At 70.4% G+C, this 16784-nt stretch carries 16 protein-coding genes and 1 pseudogene; 7 read left to right on the top strand and 10 right to left on the bottom strand.

The features are described from left to right. Positions 1 to 57: 57 nt before the first annotated feature. Positions 58 to 1713, top strand: a complete 1656-nt coding sequence (locus tag ABH941_RS25645) for an AMP-binding protein (RefSeq protein ID WP_370131835.1) — start codon at positions 58 to 60, stop codon at positions 1711 to 1713. 31 nt (positions 1714 to 1744) lie between these two features. On the opposite strand, the gene ABH941_RS25640 is transcribed toward ABH941_RS25645, so the two are convergent. The 3 genes from ABH941_RS25640 to ABH941_RS25630 all read right to left on the bottom strand — a co-directional run bounded on the left by ABH941_RS25640 (position 1745) and on the right by ABH941_RS25630 (position 5068). After that, positions 1745 to 2800 (bottom strand): phosphatidylinositol-specific phospholipase C domain-containing protein, encoded by a 1056-nt coding sequence (locus ABH941_RS25640; RefSeq protein WP_370131834.1) that lies wholly within the window; start codon positions 2798 to 2800, stop codon positions 1745 to 1747. Positions 2801 to 2993: 193 nt separating this feature from the next. Continuing rightward, positions 2994 to 3206, bottom strand: a complete 213-nt coding sequence (locus ABH941_RS25635; protein WP_370131833.1) for a hypothetical protein — start codon at positions 3204 to 3206, stop codon at positions 2994 to 2996. Between the two features lie 143 nt (positions 3207 to 3349). Beyond that, a complete protein-coding gene (locus ABH941_RS25630) occupies positions 3350 to 5068 on the bottom strand; it encodes a discoidin domain-containing protein (RefSeq protein WP_370131832.1) in 1719 nt (572 codons plus the stop codon). A 147-nt stretch (positions 5069 to 5215) separates the two neighbouring features. On the opposite strand from ABH941_RS25630, the gene ABH941_RS25625 reads away from it, so the two are divergent. From ABH941_RS25625 to ABH941_RS25615, 3 genes are read left to right on the top strand one after another with little or no spacing between them, the layout of a single operon-like run. Beyond that, on the top strand, positions 5216 to 6160 hold the full coding sequence (locus ABH941_RS25625) for an ABC transporter ATP-binding protein (RefSeq protein WP_370131831.1): 945 nt from the start codon (positions 5216 to 5218) through the stop codon (positions 6158 to 6160). Positions 6161 to 6181: 21 nt separating this feature from the next. Further along, on the top strand, positions 6182 to 7006 hold the full coding sequence (locus ABH941_RS25620; RefSeq protein ID WP_370131830.1) for an ABC transporter permease: 825 nt from the start codon (positions 6182 to 6184) through the stop codon (positions 7004 to 7006). A 10-nt stretch (positions 7007 to 7016) separates the two neighbouring features. Then, a complete protein-coding gene (locus ABH941_RS25615; protein ID WP_370131829.1) occupies positions 7017 to 7790 on the top strand; it encodes an ABC transporter permease in 774 nt (257 codons plus the stop codon). Positions 7791 to 7842: 52 nt separating this feature from the next. Here the strand turns inward: ABH941_RS25615 and ABH941_RS25610 are convergent, their stop codons facing one another. The 3 genes from ABH941_RS25610 to ABH941_RS25600 are packed head-to-tail and all read right to left on the bottom strand — an operon-like array spanning position 7843 to position 9608. Continuing rightward, on the bottom strand, positions 7843 to 8139 hold the full coding sequence (locus ABH941_RS25610) for a DUF3349 domain-containing protein (protein WP_370131828.1): 297 nt from the start codon (positions 8137 to 8139) through the stop codon (positions 7843 to 7845). Positions 8140 to 8178: 39 nt separating this feature from the next. After that, complete coding sequence (locus tag ABH941_RS25605; protein ID WP_370131827.1) at positions 8179 to 8454, bottom strand: hypothetical protein; 276 nt, start codon at positions 8452 to 8454, stop codon at positions 8179 to 8181. Then, the gene (locus tag ABH941_RS25600) at positions 8451 to 9608 is read right to left on the bottom strand and encodes an anion permease (protein WP_370131826.1); all 1158 of its coding nucleotides are present in this window, start codon (positions 9606 to 9608) and stop codon (positions 8451 to 8453) included. Before ABH941_RS25600 ends, ABH941_RS25605 begins: the two co-directional genes overlap by 4 nt. Before the next feature lie 396 nt (positions 9609 to 10004). Here ABH941_RS25600 and ABH941_RS25595 point away from each other — a divergent pair. Together ABH941_RS25595 and ABH941_RS25590 are read left to right on the top strand one after the other, a co-directional pair. Further along, positions 10005 to 11003, top strand: a pseudogene (locus ABH941_RS25595) (RNA polymerase sigma factor); the annotation flags it as partial. 38 nt (positions 11004 to 11041) lie between these two features. Next, positions 11042 to 11443 carry an RNA-binding S4 domain-containing protein gene (locus tag ABH941_RS25590; protein WP_370131825.1) on the top strand — a complete coding sequence of 134 codons (402 nt, stop codon included), beginning with the start codon at positions 11042 to 11044 and terminating at the stop codon, positions 11441 to 11443. On the opposite strand, the gene ABH941_RS25585 is transcribed toward ABH941_RS25590, so the two are convergent. Further along, positions 11397 to 12443 (bottom strand): hypothetical protein, encoded by a 1047-nt coding sequence (locus ABH941_RS25585; RefSeq protein WP_370131824.1) that lies wholly within the window; start codon positions 12441 to 12443, stop codon positions 11397 to 11399. The two genes, ABH941_RS25590 and ABH941_RS25585, sit on opposite strands and share 47 nt — an antisense overlap. A gap of 150 nt (positions 12444 to 12593) precedes the next feature. Between ABH941_RS25585 and ABH941_RS25580 the strand changes: the two genes are divergently transcribed. After that, positions 12594 to 13694: an AI-2E family transporter gene (locus tag ABH941_RS25580; protein ID WP_370131823.1), complete on the top strand. Its 1101-nt coding sequence runs from the start codon at positions 12594 to 12596 to the stop codon at positions 13692 to 13694. A 298-nt stretch (positions 13695 to 13992) separates the two neighbouring features. Here ABH941_RS25580 and purB read toward each other — a convergent pair whose 3' ends face one another. The 3 genes from purB to ABH941_RS25565 all read right to left on the bottom strand — a co-directional run bounded on the left by purB (position 13993) and on the right by ABH941_RS25565 (position 16658). Beyond that, positions 13993 to 15423: an adenylosuccinate lyase gene (gene purB / locus ABH941_RS25575; protein ID WP_370131822.1), complete on the bottom strand. Its 1431-nt coding sequence runs from the start codon at positions 15421 to 15423 to the stop codon at positions 13993 to 13995. A gap of 75 nt (positions 15424 to 15498) precedes the next feature. After that, positions 15499 to 15903 carry a DUF3037 domain-containing protein gene (locus ABH941_RS25570; RefSeq protein WP_370131821.1) on the bottom strand — a complete coding sequence of 135 codons (405 nt, stop codon included), beginning with the start codon at positions 15901 to 15903 and terminating at the stop codon, positions 15499 to 15501. Beyond that, positions 15900 to 16658 carry a HipA family kinase gene (locus ABH941_RS25565; RefSeq protein WP_370131820.1) on the bottom strand — a complete coding sequence of 253 codons (759 nt, stop codon included), beginning with the start codon at positions 16656 to 16658 and terminating at the stop codon, positions 15900 to 15902. The genes ABH941_RS25570 and ABH941_RS25565 overlap by 4 nt, the downstream gene beginning before the upstream one ends. Positions 16659 to 16784 lie beyond the last annotated feature (126 nt).

Raw genomic sequence — 16784 nt, 5'->3', positions numbered from 1 at the left:
TGCGGCTACCCCTGAACGGGGGTAGTGGTCCGGCCCGCTTCGGCCGATGCTTTCAGCATGGATGCTTCCGGTTCGAGCGGCACGGCCCTCTCCTACACCTCGGGAACCAGCGCGGTGCCCCTGCTCGGGGAGACGATCGGCGAGAATCTCCGGCGCACCGCCGAGCGCCACGCCGACCGCGAGGCGCTGGTCGACGTGGCCGCGGGCCGGCGCTGGACCTACGGCGAGTTCGACGCGGCCGTCGACGAGGTGGCCGGCGGCCTGCTGGCCCGCGGCATCGCGAAGGGCGACCGGGTCGGGATCTGGGCGCCGAACTGCGCCGAGTGGGTGCTGACCCAGTACGCCACCGCGCGGATCGGCGCGATCCTGGTCAACATCAACCCGGCGTACCGGACCCACGAACTGGACTACGTCATCCGCCAGTCCGGTCTCAGCCTGCTGATCAGCGCGGTGGCGTTTCGGACCAGCGACTACCGCGCGATGATCGCGCAGACCGGCTTCGGGCACACGCTGTTCATCGGCGGGCCCGACTGGGACGAACTGCTGGCGGCGGGGCGCGGCCTCGACCCGGCCGAGTTGCGCGAACGGGCGGCCGGCCTGGCCTTCGACGACCCGATCAACATCCAGTACACCTCCGGAACCACCGGCTTCCCCAAGGGCGCGACGCTCTCGCACCACAACATCCTCAACAACGGGTACTTCGTCGCCGAGGGCGTCGGCTACACCGAACAGGACCGGGTCTGCCTGCCGGTGCCGCTGTACCACTGCTTCGGCATGGTGATGGGGTGTCTCGCGGCCACCTCCCACGGGGCCTGCATCGTGCTGCCGGGGCCCGGCTTCGACCCCGGGGCGACCCTGAGCGCGGTCCAGGCCGAGCGGTGCACCTCGCTGTACGGCGTGCCCACCATGTTCATCGCCGAACTCGGCCACCCGCGCTTCGCCGAGTTCGACCTGACCACGCTGCGCACCGGGATCATGGCGGGCTCGCCCTGCCCGGTCGAGGTGATGAAGCGGGTGGCCGACGAGATGCACATGGCCGAGATCGCGATCTGCTACGGCATGACCGAGACCTCCCCGGTCTCGACGATGACGCTGCGCGACGACAGCCTCGCCCGCCGCACCGGGACCGTGGGCCGGGTGCTGCCGCACCTTGAGGTGAAGCTCACCGACCCGGTCACCGGCCTGGTAGTGCGCCACGGCGAGCCCGGGGAGCTGTGCACCCGCGGATACTCGGTGATGCTCGGCTACTGGCAGGAGCCCGGGAAGACCGCCGAGGCGATCGACGCGGCGCGCTGGATGCACACCGGCGACCTGGCGACCATGGACGCCGAGGGCTACCTCAACATCGTGGGCCGGATCAAGGACATGGTGATCCGCGGAGGCGAGAACGTCTACCCGCGCGAGATCGAGGAATTCCTCTACACGCACCCCGACATCGCCGACGTCCAGGTGATCGGCGTTCCCGACAGCAGGTACGGCGAGGAGCTGATGGCCTGGATCGTGATGCGCCCGGACACCGAGCCGCTCACCGCGGAGCGGATCAGGACCTTCTGCGAAGGCCGCCTCGCGCACTACAAGATCCCCCGCTACGTCCATGTCGTCGACGCCTTCCCGATGACCGTCACCGGCAAGGTGCGCAAGGTGGAGATGCGCGAACTCGCCATTGATCTGCTCGGCCGGGACGAGGCCGCCGCCGCCCACCGCGACGCTTAGCGGTGGGCGGCTCCCACGCTCCGACCGGGCGTCAGCCGCGGGGCAGAGCCTCGGCCTGGACGGCCGGCAGCTTGGTCCAGTCGTTGGAGACCACGCTGGCGTGCGCGGCAGCCAACTGCGCCACCTTGGCCTCGGCCTGGGCCTGGGTGGGGTTGGCGTCGTCGATGGCCGGTGGGACGTTCTGGGCGTCGGTCATCAGCAGCAGATAGTGGTTGGTGTCGTACCAGGAGGTGTCGATGCTGCCGTTGAGGTAGGTCGAGGCGTCGCCGTCGAAGACCACGAACCAGGGCCGCAGCGTGGTGTCGGAGTAACGCGTACGGGGGTCGCCGGCCTGGGCGTTGTGGACCGCGGGGAAGATCTGGGCCTGGCCCAACTGCCCGGCCGCGGACAGGGCGTTGAGGTGCTGGGCGTACTCCTTGTCGGTCCACAGGGTGTCGGTGGGATTGGACTCCTCGAACGTGCCGGGGATGATCTCCAGGATCACCTTCCCGGCCAGCGCGTTGCGGCTGGGCCAGTTGTTCGCCTGGGCCGCCGCGTCCAGCGTGGCGTACTGCCCGCCGCCGGGCTTGGCCAGCAGGTCGGCCGGGCGGAAGACGTCGCTGCCGAGGTGGGCGGCGATCGTCTGGTCCAGCTGGGTCGGGCCGAGCCCGTAGGTGGCCTGGAAGCCCGCCTTCAGCTCGATCTTGATCATCAGCGGGGCGTGGCCGGGGTGCGCCGCGAGCCACACCCTGACGTCGTCCAGGCAGCTGCCCAGGTCCTTGTTGGCGCCACCGCTGTACAGCTGGGCGGCGCTGCTCGCGTCCACGCAGTTGTTGCTGTTCCCGAACGGGTTGGAGTGGCTGACCTTCCACTCCTTGGTGAAGAAGTCGTCCCAGACGTCCAGCTCGATCATGGAGGTGCCGGTGTCCAGGGCCTGCGCCAGGTAGGGGAAGGCGCTGGGGTCGTAGGTGTTGTGGATGCCGACGGTGGTGGCGCCGGCCTCGCCGAGGGATCCGGTGTCGACGGCGCTGCTGGTGCTCGCAGGCACCAGCAGCGCCGCGGCGAGCAGCGCGAGGAACGGCAGAGTACGGCGGGTGGGGCGGGACATGCTGCCTCCTGGACTGGAGCGGAGCGCGGCACCGCCGCGCGACCGGACTAGACCATTCTGGCGGCGCCGCATGTATAGGCCGTGACATGACAATGAAGCAAAGCTGACCGTCTGTCTGCCCCCCGGCAGCGGCGGCGGTTCCGGAACCGCCACGGTGCACCGCCGCAGCGGCACAAGCCTCAGCGGCACCGTCTCAGCGGCACAGGTACAGCCGCGGCGGGGCCAGCCGCAGCCTGGCCGCGGTCTCCCGCTGCTTGGGCGACATCAGCACCCCGCAAGGCAGGCAGGGCGCACCGCTGCGGGTGCGCCCGGTGCCGTGGCAGGTCGCGCACTCGTCGTCGACGAAGGCGCGGTAGCCGTCCCGGTACTGGGGGCCGTACAGCGTTCCGATCGACCACCGATCCATGGATCCCCCTGGGCTCGAAGCAGTTCCGATCGCGGAGGAAGGCCCTCAGCCGGGGCGTTCCGCGAGGCGTTCGTAGCTGTTACGCGCCCGGATTGGCCCAGGATCAATGAAATCCGAGAAATTTCGGCGCAGTTGAACTCCCGTCAGGAGGCGTACGCCTGAAGCCCGGAGACCTGCCCGGCGGGCCAGCCGGTGTTGGCGGTGAAGGTGAGTCGGAGGTACCGGGTGCTGCTGCCGGCGGGCAGGGTGGCGGTCGCGGTGTTGCCGCTCGCCGGGTTGAAGGTGTAGCCGGCGGAGCCGAGCAGGGTGCCGAACGAGGAGCCGTCGGTGCTCCCGGACACCGTGATGGTCTGCGTCCTGGTCCCCCAGGCCGTGGACGGCGGCAGGGTGAGCACGATCCGACCGACCGTCCTGGCGCTGCCGAGGTCGACCTGGATCCACTGCGGGAAGGCGTTGTTGGCGCTCTCCCAGTAGGTGTTGGGGTCGCCGTCGACGGCGTTGCCGCTGCTGTAGACCTGGGTGTGGCTGCTCTCCGAGGTGGGCTGGTGCAGCGCCAGGTCGGTGGTGGGCGGCGGGGTGGTCGGCGGCGGGGTGGTCGGTCCGCCGGAGGCGGTGGGCGAGGTGGGGCGGGTCGCGGTCAGCGCGATCTGGCCCTTGAGCATCCGGCCGCCGTCGGCGGTGAGCCGCAGGTAGTAGTCCGAGGAGCAGGGCGTGCCGTCCGCGTCCAGGGCGAGCAGCCCGGATCCCGCGGGGACGCCCGCCTGGGTCTCGGCCGTCTTGGCGATCTGGTTGCCCTCGCCGTACTCGTCGAACATGGAGATGTAGATGCCCTGGGCGCCGACTCTGACCATGTTGTAGAACTGCCGCCACATGAAGTCGCCGTGGGCGCGCTGGTTGCCCGAGACGTCGCCCGGCAGTACGCAGGGCTGGTAGTCGATGCCGTTGGCGTTGCAGTCCGCCTGGTCGGGGATGTTGATGTTCTGGTAGACCGAGTCGGAGTCGGCGGCATTGCCGATGGCGCCGACCATCCACGGCGAGATCATGTTGAACGCGTGGTAGGTGCCCAGGTAGCCGGTCCGGGAGCCGCCGGTGCCGGTGCGCCACTCCCTCGGCACCCCGCCGATGACGTAACAGCCCTGCCCCTTGAACCAGTTGATGACGTCCAGGCAGGTGGCCGCGTCCCAGGGGTGGTTGGCGTCGTTGAAGCCGAAGCCCCAGATGCAGACCACCGGCTTGCCGTTCTGGCGCGCGTAGGCGCTGGACGCGGTGTGGGCCGACATCTTGTTCGTCCAGTCGGCCTTCATCTCCGACTGCATGTTCGTCCAGCCGGTGGCGTCGTACATGATGTAGAACTTGCGGCCGTACGTCTCCGCCGAGCTCCGCACCTTGGCGGCCATGGCGTCGCGGGTCGGGCCCTCGCTGCTGTTGGGGTTGAACCGCTGGAGTGCGGCGGTGTCGCAGCCGTTCTGCTGCATCCACAGGAAGTGGGTGTCCACGGTCTGCTGGTCGTAGGAGGAGAACAGGGTGGCCGGCTGGCCGTTGTTGAGGTTGGCGTAGCCGGTCTGGTAGCCGTGGGTGTACTCGCGCATGTCCGGCCAGGCCTTGATGGCGTTGTTGCTGGTCGACGGCGCCTGGGACCAGTTCTGGCTCCAGTGCCACCAGCCGTTGATCGGGGCCCCGTCCCCGATGCAGGCGAACCAGCCCTGGTAGCCGACGGTGATCTTGCCGACCACGTCGCCGGCGGGGCTGGCCGCCGGGGCGACCGCGGCGTCCGCGGCGCGCAGCAACTGACTGCCCGTCACCGCGATGACGGCTGTTCCTCCGAGCACGGACGCCATGAACGTCCTTCGTGACAGTGGCATGGGGGTGTTCCTCACGGCTGGGTGGGCGGTGAACAGTCAAAGCGTCGTGTATTTTCTCTATGCTGTAAATAGATTGCGAGCATCTGTCGACTCCCCCTAGCTTCACAGCTACCCGCACGACCGGACGGCGCCGAGGGAGACAGCGCGTTGACAGAGCATCGGAGTGCACCCCTGGTGGAGGCCCGGGGGCTGCGCAAGGTCTACCAGCCCTCCGGCCTCACCGCCGTGGACGGCATCGACTTCACCCTGGTCCCCGGCGAGGCCTTCGGCTTCCTGGGACCGAACGGCGCCGGCAAGTCCTCGACCATGCGCATGATCAGCTGCGTCTCCCCGCTCAGCGGCGGCTCGCTGCGGGTGCTCGGCCTGGACGCGGCCACCCACGGCTCCGAGATCCGGGCCAGGATCGGGGTGGTCCCCCAGGAGGACACCCTGGACGACGAACTGACGGTCCGTGAGAACCTGCTGATCTACGGCCGCTACTTCGGCCTGCCCCGCGCCGTGGTCCGCGAACGCGCCGACCGGCTGCTGGAGTTCGCCCGGCTCTCCGACAAGGCGGACGAGCAGGTCTCAGCCCTCTCCGGGGGCATGAAGCGGCGGCTCACCATCGCCCGCGGCCTGGTCAACGAGCCGGAGATCCTGCTTCTCGACGAGCCCACCACCGGCCTGGACCCGCAGGCCCGCCACCTCCTCTGGGAGCGGCTCTACCAGCTCAAGTCCGAGGGCGTCAGCCTCATCCTGACCACCCACTACATGGACGAGGCCGAACAGCTCTGCGACCGCCTGGTGGTCATGGACGGCGGACGCATCGTCGCCGAGGGGACGCCACGGGAGCTGATCGAGGCGCACGCGAGCCGTGAGGTGCTGGAGCTCCGGCTCCCGCCCGGCGACCAGGCCGTGACGGCGGAGAAGCTGCAGGGCCTCGCCGACCGCCTGGAGCCGCTGCCGGACCGGCTGCTGCTCTACACCGAGGACGGCGAGACCGCGCTCGCCGCGGTGCACGCCCGGGGCATCGTCCCGATCACGGCGCTGGTCCGCCGAGCCGGGCTGGAGGACGTCTTCCTCACCCTGACCGGCCGCACCCTCGTCGACTAGAAGCCCGGAAGGGAGGATCCCATGGTCTCGGCCACACTCCGACGTCCCGCCGCGCGACCCGACGCGCGACCCGCCCCGCCCCCGCTGCTGCGGGAGTTCAGCTACTGGCTGCACCGCTACCGCCGCACCTGGCGCGGCACCGTCGTGATCAGCGTGGCCAACCCGCTGCTGTTCCTGGCCGCGATCGGCGCCGGACTCGGCAAGCTGGTGGACCGCGGCGGCAGCGGCTACCTGCACGGCAGTTCCTATGTCGCCTTCTTCGCCCCCGGGCTGCTGGCCGCGATGGCCATGCAGACCGGTTTCATCGAGGCCGCCGGACCGGTGTTCCAGTCGGCCCGCCCGCAGGGCAACTACCGTGCCGCCGCCGCGACCTCGATGAGCCCCACCGACATCCTCGGCGGCCATCTGCTGTTCATGGCCTTCCGGCTGGCCCTCAGCGCCACCGCGTTCAGCGCGGTGGTCGCCGCCTTCGGCATCACCGGTCCACTGCGCGCCCTGCTGCTGGTACCCGCGGCCGCCCTCACCGGCATGGCCTTCTGCGCACCCGTCGCCGCCTGGTCGGTCACGGTGACCCGGCAGGCCCGGATCAACGGTGTCTTCCGCTTCGTGCTGATGCCGCTCTACATGTTCTCCGGGACCTTCTTCTCGACCGACCAGTTGCCCAGCCGGCTGCACGCCGTCATCGCCTGCACCCCGCTCTACCAGGGCATCGAGCTGTGCCGCTCGATCGTCGCCGGCACCGCCACCGCCCCGGGCACCGCTCTGCACACCGGCTACCTCGCCGCCCTGGTCCTGATGGGCTACCTGGCCGCCCGCCGTACCTTCACCCGCCGGCTGAACGGATAGGGAGCCGATCGTGCCCGCCCTGCTCCTGATCGAACGCAATCTGCTGATCTACCGCCACACCTGGTACCTGCTGCTGGCCGAGGTGCTGGAGCCGATGCTCTACCTGCTGACCATCGGCGTCGGCATCGGCCAGTTGGTCGGGCACGTCCCCGGCCTGGGCGGCACCGGCTCGGGAGGAGGCGGCATCGGCTACTCGGTGTACGTCGCCCCGGCGCTGCTGGCCACCGCGGCGATGAACGGCGCGATGAACGAGACCACCTTCAACATGTTCGCCAAGCTGAAGCTGCAGCGCGTCTACGACTCCATCCTGGCCACGCCGATGACCGTGTACGACGTCGCCGTCGGCGAGGTGTGCTGGGCGCTGCTGCGCGGGGTGCTCATCACCGCCGGCTTCCTCGCCGTGGTCGGCGCCTTCGGCCTGGTCCACTCGGCCTGGATCCTGCTGGTGGTCCCCGGCGCCGCACTGGTCGGCTTCGCCTTCGCCTCGGTGGGCCTGGCCGTGGTCACCTGTCTGCGTACCTGGGCGGACTTCCAGTTCATCCAGCTGGCGATGCTGCCGATGTTCCTGTTCGCGACCACCTTCTACCCGCTGTCGGTGTATCCCAGGCCGATCCAGATCGCGGTGGAGTGCCTCCCGCTGTACCAGAGCATCCAGCTGATCCGGCTGCCCGCTCTCGGCCACCCCGGGACGGCCCTGCTCCTCCCGGTGGTGTACCTGCTGCTGATGGGCGCACTCGGGCTGCGGATCGCCCTGCCCCGGATGCAGAAGCTGCTGCTGCGCTGACGGCGGCAGCGGCCACGGCAGCCGGGGCAGGGAACGATCGGAACGACCTCGGTCAGGCCCCGGGTCGGGCCAGCGGCCAGCCGCCGGCCGCCAGCCTGGCCTTGACCCGGGCCACATCGGCGTCGGCGAGCGGGCCGGCGGCGGTGCTCTCGGCAGCCTCGCGGATGGCCCTTGCGGTGATCGGGTCGCTGCCGCCGACCAGCTCCTCGATGATCGAGGAGACCTGATCCTCCGTCAACTGGCTGGCGAGCAGCGCGAACAGCGGAACGTAGTCGCGCTCCGGAACTCCCTCGGGATAGCCGGCGCGGAGCCAGCCCACAATGGATGACAGTACGGGTGGCAAGGGCATCTGCCTGGCCCCTCCTTCGAACGAGTGGTGCGACCGGTGTCAGGTCGCGGCGACGATCAGGTAGATGCCCCAGCCCACCGCGGCCAGGACCACGGCGAAGCAGAGCACGGCGACGGCCAGGCCCAGCGTGCTGCCGCCGACCACCCGGTCGTCGTCGTCCGCGCCGGCCGTCGTGGCGGACGCGGTCCCGGCCCCGCCGCCGGGGAGGCTGAGCGCGCGCAGGCCGACGGCGAACAGCGCGGGCAGTCCGGCGCCGGCCAGCAGGCCGAACACCACGATCTGCCACAGGGCGTGCAGATTGATCCAGGCGTTCATACCGCCGCGACCTCCTTCGGCTTCTCGCTCGGGGGCGCGACCGTTCCGGTCCACTCCGCGTTGACGTTCTGGTGGCTCACCGCGGTGCGGCGGGACCTGACGTAGATGAGCCCGGCCACCGCGAGCAGCAGCACCAGCACCACCACGATCCCGGCGTTGCCGCCGATGACGTGCGCGAGCCCGTAGCCGCCCGCGCCGACCAGCCCGGCGGCCGGCAGGGTGAACAGCCAGGCGACGGCCATCCGCCCGGCGACGCTCCAGCGGACCTCGGCGCCCTTCTTGCCGACGCCGGTGCCCAGGATCGACCCGGTGGCGACATGGGTGGTCGACAGCGAGTAGCCGAAGTGGCTGGACAGCAGGATGATCGCGGCCGAGGAGGACTCCGCGGCCATCCCCTGGGGGGACTCGATCTCCACCAGCCCCTTGCCGAGGGTCCGGATCACCCGCCAGCCGCCCATATAGGTGCCCAGGGCGATGGCGATGGCACAGCTGAGGATCACCCAGAACGGCGCCTTGGCGCCCGAGTGCAGGCTGCCGTTGGCGATCAGCGCCAGGGTGATGATGCCCATGGTCTTCTGGGCGTCGTTGGTGCCGTGGGCCAGCGACACCATCGAGGCCGACCCGATCTGGCCGATCCGGAAGCCGTGGCTGCGGGCCTTGGGGTGCACCCCGCGGCTGATCCGGTAGACCAGCCAGGTCCCGGTCGCGGCGACCAGCCCGGCGATGACCGGCGACAGCCCGGCCGGGATGATCACCTTCTGGACGAGTCCGTGCCATTTGACCGCGTGGCCGCCCGCCGCGGCGATGGTCGAACCGACCACCCCGCCGATCAGCGCGTGCGAGGAGCTGGAGGGGATCCCCAGGAACCAGGTGAGGAGGTTCCAGATGATGCCCCCGGCCAGTCCGGCGAAGACCACGGTGAGAGTGACGAGGTTGGTGGCCACCAGGCCGCTGGCGATGGTCGCCGCGACGCTCAGCGAGAGGAAGGCACCGACCAGATTGAGTGCTCCGGACAGCGCGACCGCTGTCCTGGGGCCGAGGGCGCCGGTGGCGATGGACGTCGCCATGGCATTGCCCGTGTCGTGGAATCCATTGGTGAAGTCGAAGGCCAGAGCCGTGACGACCACCAGAGCAAGCAGAGTGTCGTTACCCACCCCCGCAGTGTCCCCAGCTGGGGGGACGACCGTCGAGACGCCGGGCCGAGACTTGGCCGACTGGCCGTATCGGCGTCACCCTGCGTCCATGCGGGGCACAGATCCGCGCCCGCGTTCCCGTACAGTGGGGGTGTGCGACACATCACTCTTTCGCCGATGTAACGAATATGTGCGGTACGCCGATAAACCCATCGGTGCTGCTTGGTATGCAGCGCCGGATGCGTGTCCTGCGCAGCCTCGAGCAGGTCCTATGAGGGAGGCACAGCGCTGATGGTGGCCGTTGCCAAGACTTCCGCGCCCGTACGGAAAAAGCCCGTGAAAGCTGCCGGGAAGAATTCCGAGGCAATGCCGGAAGCCGTGGAGCAGACCGAGCAGCCGGAGCAGGCTGATCTGTCCGAGGCTGCCGAGCCGACCGGCCAGGAGGTCTTCACCGTCTCCGACGAGGACGAGGACGACGCTCCCGCGCAGCTGGTGACCGTCGCCGGGGCCACCTCGGACCCGGTCAAGGACTATCTCAAGCAGATCGGCAAGGTCCCGCTGCTCAACGCCGAGCAGGAGGTCGTCCTCGCCAAGCGGATCGAGGCCGGCCTGCTGGCCCTGGCCATGACCGAGGGTGACGAGGATCTGACCCCGGAGCTCCGCCGCGAGCTGGAGATCATCGCCGAGGACGGCAGCCGGGCCAAGAACCACCTGCTGGAGGCCAACCTCCGGCTGGTCGTCTCCATCGCCAAGCGCTACACCGGCCGCGGCATGCTGTTCCTGGACCTGATCCAGGAGGGCAATGTCGGCCTGATCCGCGCCGTGGAGAAGTTCGACTACACCAAGGGCTTCAAGTTCTCCACCTACGCCACCTGGTGGATCCGGCAGGCGATCACCCGGGCCATGGCCGACCAGGCCCGCACCATCCGCATCCCGGTGCACATGGTCGAGGTCATCAACAAGCTCGCCCGGGTGCAGCGCCAGCTGCTGCAGAGCCTGGGCCGGGAGGCGACTCCGGAGGAGCTGGCCAAGGAACTCGACATGACCCCGGAGAAGGTCGTCGAGGTCCAGAAGTACGGCCGCGAGCCCATCTCGCTGCACACCCCCCTCGGTGAGGAGGGCGACAGCGAGTTCGGCGACCTGATCGAGGACTCCGAGGCCGTGGTCCCGGCCGACGCGGTCAGCTTCACCCTGCTCCAGGAGCAGCTGCACGAGGTGCTGGACACCCTGGCCGAGCGCGAGGCCGGCGTGGTCTCGATGCGGTTCGGGCTCACCGACGGCCAGCCGAAGACCCTGGACGAGATCGGCAAGGTCTACGGCGTCACCCGCGAGCGGATCCGCCAGATCGAGTCCAAGACCATGTCCAAGCTGCGCCACCCCTCCCGCTCCCAGGTGCTGCGCGACTACCTGGACTGACGAGTACGGGGACTACTGAGTACTGGGACTGCGACGAGATGACGACTCCCCCGGGACCCCCAGCCGCGTCCGACCAGGGCACGGTCAGGGTGGACAGCTGGATCTGGTCGGTACGGCTGACCAAGACCCGCTCGCTGGCCGCGGCCGCCTGCAAGGCGGGCCATGTCCGGGTGAACGGCGAGCGGGCCAAGCCGGCCCAGACCGTGCGCGCGGGCGACGAGGTCCGGGTGCGCGAGAGCGGCGGCTACGAGCGGATCGTCACCGTCGCGAAGATCGTGCGCAAGCGGGTGGGCGCCCCGGTCGCCGCCGAGTGCTATGTGGACACCAGCCCGCCGCGGCCGCCGCGCGAGGAGGTCGTGCTGGTGGCCGTGCGGGACCGCGGCGCGGGCCGTCCTACCAAACGCGACCGCCGCGAGCTGGAACGGCTGCAGCGGTACTGACCCGGAACTCGGTGCGGTCCGGGTGCAGCACCATCAGGTCGGGCAGGGTCCCGGCGGCCCCGTCCCACAGCCAGCCGCCGTCCCGGCCGTTGTAGCGGGGGCAGGACAGCGACCAGGCCAGATTGCCGCTGAGCATCAGCCCCCAGGCCTCCAGGTACGGCTCCAGCCCCGGACGGCCGCCGTAGCCGGCCCGCAGCCGGTCGGCCTCGGCGAAGAAGGCGTCCTCGGCCCCGGCCAGCCGGGCGCACAGCTCGTCCACCGCCTGCTGCAGGCCCAGGGCGCGGGTGCGGCAGAGCACGCCCACCGCGTTCATCGGCTCGTCCAGGACGTACTCCTTGCGGTAGGAGAGCAGGTCGTTCACCAGGATGGTGTGCTCGAAGCACGCGTCCAGGAAGTCGGCCAGCTCGTCGGCGGAGGGCCCGGGGTCGCGTTCGCCCTCCAGCCCGAGGCCGTGCGCGATGGCGACCCCGACCAGGTCGAAGGCGGCGTCGGCGCGCCGCACCGCGAGGTATCCGGCGTAGTCGGCCACCGGCGCGGCCGACTTCACCGCAGCGGTCCGCACCACCTCGGAGAAGCCCGCGACGAACTGGGCCCACAACTGCGGCGATACGCCCTGGCGGACCCGCTCCAGGGTCTGCGCCAGCAGCCGCAGATGTGCCGAACCGCCCTCGGCGGAGGCCCCGCCCAGCACCGCCAGATAGCGTTCGGCCTGCGAGGTCTCGGCCGAGTCGCCGTCCGTCACATCGTCCAGCAGGAACAGCACCGAGGCCGCCAGGCAGATGCCCAGCAGCCGGTCGGCGTCGGCGCCCGGCAGCACCCGGCACATCAGGCTGACGCCCTCGCACTCCTGGAACAGCCGGTGCTCCAGCGGCAGCCCGACCGCGGCCATCCGCTCCCGGAACCAGGCGTCGTGCTCGCGCCGCAGCCGTGGCCGGTCGGGGTGGTCGGCGGGTTCGGGCAGCCGCCCTCCGGGCAGTGCCAGGCCCAGTTCGATCGTCATCCGGTGCTCCCAAGGTCCGAGATCAGCCCTGCTGTGCAAACCCAACGACACACCTTTCCCCGCGTTGCTACCGTTCGCACGGGTGCACCCGGCCATTCGGGGTAGGGGCCTGCTTCCACAGGCCCTGGGCCCCGACATCAAGGAGTACCGGTGAGCACGGACCAGGCCGACATGCCGTCGCAGGAGACCCCCGACCGGGAGACCACCGAGCGGCTGAGCCCCGACAGGCAGTCCCGCCCCTGGTACAGCATCGGACTGCGCTTGGGGCTGGGCCTGCTGACGGCCTATCTGCTGATGCAGGCCGTGATGAAGATCCAGAACATCCTGATGCTGGTGCTGCTCTCGCTGGTGATCGCGGTCAGCCTGGAACCGATCGTCGGCTGGTTCACCACCAGGGGGATGTCCCGGCGCTGGGCGGTGGTGACGGTGATCGTCGGCCTGGTCGTGGTGCTGGGCTCGATGGTCTCGCTGTTCGTGCCCCCGGTGACCAGCGAGGTCAACGCGCTGGTGAAGATCATCCCGACCTGGCTGCAGCAGCTCCACGACCACCACTCGTTCCTGGGCCGGCTGGAGGACCGCTACCACCTCATCGCCAAGGTGAAGACACAGCTCGGCGGCAGCGGGGCGGGCACGGTCGTGAACGGCCTGATGGGGGCAGGGCAGCTGCTCATCAGCACGCTCACCGGCTTCTTCCTGGTGATCACCCTGACCATGTACTTCCTGGCGAGCCTGCCCGTCCTGAAGCGGTTCTGTCTGCGTTTCGTCCGCGGCAGCCGATGGGAGCGCGCCGAGGTGATGACCGACGAGGTGCTGCAGCGCACCGGGCGCTACATGCTGGCCAATGTCGCCACTTCGGTGATCGCGGGCCTGGCCACGCTGATCTGGCTGCTGGCCCTGGGCGTGCCCTACCCGGCGGCGCTGGCGGTCTTCGTGGGCCTGATGGACCTGATCCCGGTGGTCGGCTCGACCATCGGCGGGATCGTGGTGTCGCTGGTGGCGCTGGTGGTGTCCTTCCCGGTGGCGGTGGCCACGGCGGTGTTCTACATCGTCTTCCGGGTCGCCGAGGACTATCTGATCGTGCCCAGGGCGATGAAGTTCGCCATCGAGGTGCATCCGCTGGTCACCATCCTGGCGGTGATCGTCGGCGGCGCGCTGATGGGCGTGATCGGCGCGCTGATAGCCATCCCGGTGGCCGTGGCTGTGGGTCTGTTCCTGGACGAAGCGGTCTTCCCGGGGATCGCGGCGCGCTGAGTCTTTCCTGCCGGGGGTCCGGGGGTTGTCCCCCGGGAGATGGAGTCCCGGGATCGCCGCGCGCTGAGGCGCTGACCTCCCTTGGGAGTTGGCGTCGGACCGCTCAGAAAAATCTGAGGCACCTTCTAGGTTTCACTGCCCCAGTACGGGTAGGCGTAGGGTGCGGCTGGACCGGGAGGCACCACTCCCCCCTGGACTCCCGATCGCCGCCCCGGATGGTCCCCTGCTCTCCCCCCAGCAGGGGACCATCCGCTTGTCCGAAACCGAAACCGAAACCGAAACCGGATCCGAGCCCGGGTCAGAGAATCGCGCCCGGGGTGTACTTCGCCGCCTCCGGGTAGTGGGCCGCCACGGCCTCCACCTGCCGGACCACCGCCGCGACCTGGCTGGCCGCCGCGCCGGTGAAGGACAGCCGGTCGGCGAGCAGCGCGTCCAGTTGGGCCCGGTCGAGCGGGATCCGCTCGTCCTCGGCGAGCCGCTGCACCAGCTGGTTCTCCCGTACCCCTGCCCGCATCGCCAGGGCGGAGGCCACCGCGTGCTCCTTGATGGCCTCGTGCGCGGCCTCCCGGCCGACGCCGGCCCGGACCGCGCCCATCAGCACCTTGGTGGTGCCCAGGAACGGCAGGTAGCGGTCCAGCTCGGCGGCGATGACGGCGGGGAAGGCGCCGAACTCGTCCAGCACCGTCAGGAAGGTCTCGACCAGGCCGTCAAAGGCGAAGAAGGCGTCCGGCAGGGCCACCCGGCGCACCACCGAGCAGGAGACGTCGCCCTCGTTCCACTGGTCGCCGCCCAACTCGGAGACCATGGAGGCGTAGCCGCGCAGGATCACCGCGAGGCCGTTGACGCGCTCGCAGCTGCGGGTGTTCATCTTGTGCGGCATCGCCGAGGAGCCGACCTGGCCCTCCTTGAAGCCCTCGGTGACCAGCTCGATCCCGGCCATCAGCCTGATGGTCTTGGCGAGGCTGCTCGGACCCGCTGCCAGCTGCACCAGCGCGGAGAGCACGTCGTAGTCCAGCGAGCGCGGGTAGACCTGGCCGACGCTGGTGAAGCCCTGCTGGAAGCCGAGGTGCCCGGCGACCCGGCGCTCCAGGTCGGCTAGCTTGTCCTGGTCGCCGCCGAGCAGGTCCAGCATGTCCTGGGAGGTGCCGACCGGGCCCTTGATGCCGCGCAGCGGGTAGCGGGCGATGAGCTCCTCAAGGCGCTGGAAGGCCACCAGGATCTCGTCCGCCGCCGAGGCGAAGCGCTTGCCAAGGGTGGTGGCCTGGGCGGCGACGTTGTGCGAGCGGCCGGTCATGACCAGCTCGCCGTGCTCGGCGGCCAGCGCGGCGAGCCGGACCAGCAGCGCGACGGTGCGGTCGCGGACGTGCTCCAGGGACTGGCGGATCTGCAGCTGCTCGACGTTCTCGGTGAGGTCGCGTGAGGTCATACCCTTGTGGATCTGCTCATGGCCGGCCAGGGCGCTGAACTCCTCGATCCTGGCCTTCACATCGTGCCGGGTGACCCGCTCGCGCTCGGCGATCGACGCCAGGTCGACCTGGTCCAGCACCCGCTCGTAGTCGGCGACGGCCCCTGCCGGAACCTCGACCCCCAGGTCGGCCTGCGCCTTGAGCACGGCCAGCCACAGCTGCCGCTCCAGGACGACCTTGTGCTCGGGGGACCACAGACGGGTCAACTCGCCGGAGGCGTAGCGGGAGGCGAGGACATTGGGGATCTTCGGCTTGGCGGTCACGTTTCGCAAGCCTAACAGTCCAGGTCGGAGCGGTCGGCCGGGGCTGGGTCGGCGCTCGGTCGGCCGGGGCCGCTGTCAGCGCACCAGCAGGTCCAGCAGCCGGTCGGCCTCGGCCGCCGGGTCCGCGCTCAGCCCGCAGTGCACCGGACCGGGCTGGACGACGGTGCTGCGCGGCGCGGTCAGCCAGCGGAAACGGCGTCCCGGGTCGTCCCCCGCCGCCTGCCCCGCGGCCGCGCCACCGGTGCAGACGGCAGCGACGGCAGCGAGCGCGCTGCGCACCGCCGCGACGTCCGCGCCCGGGTCCAGCGCCAGCAGCCGCTCCTCGTCCAGGTGGATCACCGCGCGGACCAGCCCGGCCTGGCGGCTGTAGACCAGCACCCCGGCGTTCAGCTGCTCGCCGCGCTCGACCCGGGGCACCACCCGGACCAGCGCGTACTCATACACGTACTCGGTCACCCGCTCGGTCACCTGCTCCGTCACGACGCCACCTCCGGCAGCCAGTTCCGCGTACCCGACACCCGCCCGGCGAGCTGGGCGACATAGGCCTCCCGGACCTCGGCCACCGATGCGAAGCCCGGCTCGTCCTCCAGCCAGACCTCGGGGACCAGCGCCAGCACCTCGCGCAGCAGCTCTTCGGTCACCAGCCCGGCCAGTGCGGCGTCGGCGGCCGCGACGTCCGGCGCGAACCGCAGCAGCGCATGGTCGGAGGCGTCGTAGGGCCGGTCCACGGCCGCCGCGGCGCGGGGCCAGTTGTGATGGAAGATCAGGCTCGCACCGTGGTCGATCAGCCACAGCTCGCCCTGGCGGACCAGCAGATTGGGGTTGCGCCAGGAGCGGTCGACATTGCCGATCAGCGCGTCCAGCCAGAGCACCCGCCCGGCCGTCACCGGGTCCACCGGGAAGGCCAGCGGGTCATAGCCCAGGGCGCGGGACAGGAAGGCCGTCCCCAGATTGGTCCCGCCGGAGGCCTTCACCAGCTCCTGCACCCGCTCGTCCGGCTCGCCCAGCACCAGCACCGGATCGACCTCGACCGTCACCAGCCGGGGCACCGGGAGGCCGAGCCGACGGGCCAGCTCGCCGGAGACGACCTCGGCGACCAGCGCCTTCCGCCCCTGCGCGGCACCGGTGAACTTGGCCACCCAGAGCCCGCCGTCGCTGCCCTCCACCAGCCCCGGCAGCGAGCCGCCCTCCCGAAGCGGCGTCACATACCGGACAGCCCGCAGCTCAGACAACATGGGCCCCACCCTACCCATCGGCCCGCCCGTCGATGTGGCCACCGACTTGGCCGTACCCGGTGGCAGCGCCGGGGTGTGCGTGCCAGGGTGGCGGGCAGGAATAGGCCGATATGGACATACGACTGA

The organism is Streptacidiphilus sp. EB103A, assembly GCF_041261405.1.
Taxonomy (GTDB): domain Bacteria; phylum Actinomycetota; class Actinomycetes; order Streptomycetales; family Streptomycetaceae; genus Streptacidiphilus.
This window is presented reverse-complemented; position numbering and strand designations above follow the sequence as displayed.

Coding starts and splice junctions, on each gene's coding strand:
- ABH941_RS25645 (WP_370131835.1), top strand. CDS start 58: ATGGATGCTTCCGGTTCGAGCGGCACGGCCCTCTCCTACACCTCGGGA.
- ABH941_RS25640 (WP_370131834.1), bottom strand. CDS start 2,800: ATGTCCCGCCCCACCCGCCGTACTCTGCCGTTCCTCGCGCTGCTCGCC.
- ABH941_RS25635 (WP_370131833.1), bottom strand. CDS start 3,206: ATGGATCGGTGGTCGATCGGAACGCTGTACGGCCCCCAGTACCGGGAC.
- ABH941_RS25630 (WP_370131832.1), bottom strand. CDS start 5,068: ATGCCACTGTCACGAAGGACGTTCATGGCGTCCGTGCTCGGAGGAACA.
- ABH941_RS25620 (WP_370131830.1), top strand. CDS start 6,182: ATGGTCTCGGCCACACTCCGACGTCCCGCCGCGCGACCCGACGCGCGA.
- ABH941_RS25610 (WP_370131828.1), bottom strand. CDS start 8,139: ATGCCCTTGCCACCCGTACTGTCATCCATTGTGGGCTGGCTCCGCGCC.
- ABH941_RS25605 (WP_370131827.1), bottom strand. CDS start 8,454: ATGAACGCCTGGATCAATCTGCACGCCCTGTGGCAGATCGTGGTGTTC.
- ABH941_RS25590 (WP_370131825.1), top strand. CDS start 11,042: ATGACGACTCCCCCGGGACCCCCAGCCGCGTCCGACCAGGGCACGGTC.
- ABH941_RS25585 (WP_370131824.1), bottom strand. CDS start 12,443: ATGACGATCGAACTGGGCCTGGCACTGCCCGGAGGGCGGCTGCCCGAA.
- ABH941_RS25565 (WP_370131820.1), bottom strand. CDS start 16,658: ATGTTGTCTGAGCTGCGGGCTGTCCGGTATGTGACGCCGCTTCGGGAG.